This is a genomic window from Curvivirga aplysinae (assembly GCF_009711445.1).
Classification (GTDB): Bacteria; Pseudomonadota; Alphaproteobacteria; order UBA8366; family Aestuariispiraceae; genus Curvivirga; species Curvivirga aplysinae.
On the sequence record NZ_SMMC01000029.1, the window covers coordinates 1 to 2,319 of the forward strand.

At 41.4% G+C, this 2,319-nt stretch carries 2 protein-coding genes; both read left to right on the plus strand.

The window, feature by feature from the left end; translation table 11 throughout:
* Positions 1–149: 149 nt before the first annotated feature.
* Positions 150–1,166, plus strand: coding sequence for a hypothetical protein (locus tag E1160_RS00210; protein WP_155152981.1), 1,017 nt, complete (start codon positions 150–152; stop codon positions 1,164–1,166).
* 110 nt (positions 1,167–1,276) lie between these two features.
* Positions 1,277–2,272, plus strand: a complete 996-nt coding sequence (locus tag E1160_RS00215; protein ID WP_155152982.1) for a hypothetical protein — start codon at positions 1,277–1,279, stop codon at positions 2,270–2,272.
* The last annotated feature ends 47 nt before the right edge of the window (positions 2,273–2,319 follow it).

Here is a 2,319-nt window from a genome sequence, read left to right on the forward strand (position 1 = left end):
GGTCATAAAAATTTAGGGGGAAGGCGAGGTAAAATTCGCGGGCAGATTAAAAAATTTCTAAAAAATTATCTGATGCTCAAAAAATACATCCTAGCCCTTCCATCACAGGTTCAGATAAAAAATTTGAACTCGAATCTTGGAGTAAGAAAATGAAACAATTGAGCAAATGGGTTAAAACATCCGTCGTCGCTGCAATGGCAGTTGGCGCGGTAGGCATGACAGGCCTTTCCAATCAGGCGGAAGCTGCCGTACAACAAACTAAAATCCCTGTCTTGGTAATGGGGGAAGATTCTGACCCAACTACTGTAAAACGTTCCAGTGACATCTTTAAACGTGTAATGGCTGGCTTGAAAGATAGCATGTCCCGTTATGGTTTCCGCATGATGGATGAAGAGTTTATGGCGGTGGAGCTTGGATGGAAAATCACTGAACGCCGTCCAAAAACAGAATTAATTGAGGCTGCAAAATTGGCAAATGCAGCGTCAAAAGCAAATACCCGCAGCCGTGCTATGGTGCTATTCCGTGTCCATGCGACTTTGAAAAAGTTAAGTTTCTCCAACAAGGTAACAACCCGTATTGATGGTGAAATCTATGATGTGAACAACAATAACTTCCTAGGTACATTTGAATTAAGCCCACAAGCTTATCCAGCGCCAGCAGATTGTGATTCTATCTGTATTTCAGAAGTAGTAGGTGCAAAAGCACGTGTTATCGCCGAAGATCTTGGCAATGTTTTGGCGAAGAAACTGGATTATTTACATACTGATGGCTCCGCATCCGGATCTTCTGTTTCTGGTGGTTCCAGTGGCAATGGTTCAATCCCGTCTTACGCGGAAAGCAACATTCCAAATGCTTACACAATTAACTTGAAATATTTCGATACACGCGAAGCATTATCAATTATCGGTGTGATGTCTGATGAATTTCCAGGTTATAAAAGCCATGAGTTACTTTCAAAAGGCTCTGTCAATCGTTCCTACGAATATATGACCATTGCAAAATCTTCCAAGTTGGAAGAATGGATCACAATCCTGCTTATCGATATGGGCTTTGATATTGATCGTCACATCGAAATTATGATCCAGGGGAATGAAATTACAGTGAATAAACTGAATGCGACCCCAGAACGTGCCCGTTCCGAAGATGAAACCAAACGCTTCAACTAAGTTTTAATCTTCCGTCCTTCCTATCACTCGAAGGACGGAAGACATCTTAATCTGTTGAAATAAGTTGTACTCTAATTCTTTAAAGACTAGCCGTTCAAAAGGACAAGAAAATGACTTTAAAATCCATTTCAAAAGTAATCTTCGGGATTTTGGCATTGTCTCTTTTGGCAGCCTGTGCCCCGAAAAACCAAGAATTCTCCGGCCGCAATACAGTACCTGTTATGATTTTAGCCGAAGATGAAAGTGGTAATTCTTTGCCGCGAAGCAGCTTGGTTCATAAACAAATCATTGCAAAGGTTCAACGCCAACTTCTGCGCCAAGGCTTTACCGTCAAAGATGGTGATTTCGTATTATCAGATGCAGGTATCACTCAATTTGACCGCATGACCAAAAGCGAGATTATCGAAGCTGCAAAATTGGCTAATGGTTCCGCCTCTGCATCACGTCGCGCACGCGCATTAGTTTTGGTTCGTGTGTTTAGCCGTTCCCAAAATGCATCCTTCTCAAATATCGTGCATACACATTTGGAAGGTGAAATTTATGACCTCAAAAACAATAGCTATATGACGGGTTTTGATACACCAGTGAAAAAATTTGGTGCCCCAACAGATTGTGATATGATTTGCGCAATCACCGTGACCAGCCGTGAAACAGCACCTTTGGCAGATGATTTAGGCAGCGTATTAAGTCGCAAACTAGCTGCATTGGTTGACGGACGCCAAATTGCCAATGACCAACCGCGTAATTCAACATCAAGTAGCCATCTTGCTAAAAAAGATACCTATGTTTTCAACCTAATTGGTTTTAATACTGAAGAAGCATTGGAAATCATGCGTGTCATGAGCAAGGAATTTCCTGGTTATCAATCCCATGATCTGATTGCACGCAACAATCAACAATGGACTTATGAATATCACAGTAAAGCCAATTTTGGTAAGTTGGAGAAATGGGTCAGCATTCTATTAATTGATATGGGATACGATCCGGATCGCGAAGTGGATATCAAATTCGCTAATAACAACTTCACTCTCAACTTAAAAGAAGCACAAATTCCATCTCCAAGTGGATCTGGCACGAAACCAACAGGCTCTGCACGCTTCCAGTAAAATTCAGAAATCTGGATTTATGAAACCCTCTAAATTTTCTTTAGGGG

Bases quoted from the DNA above. Each gene is read 5' to 3' on its own strand.
- E1160_RS00210 (WP_155152981.1), top strand. From the start codon at position 150: ATGAAACAATTGAGCAAATGGGTTAAAACATCCGTCGTCGCTGCAATG.
- E1160_RS00215 (WP_155152982.1), top strand. From the start codon at position 1,277: ATGACTTTAAAATCCATTTCAAAAGTAATCTTCGGGATTTTGGCATTG.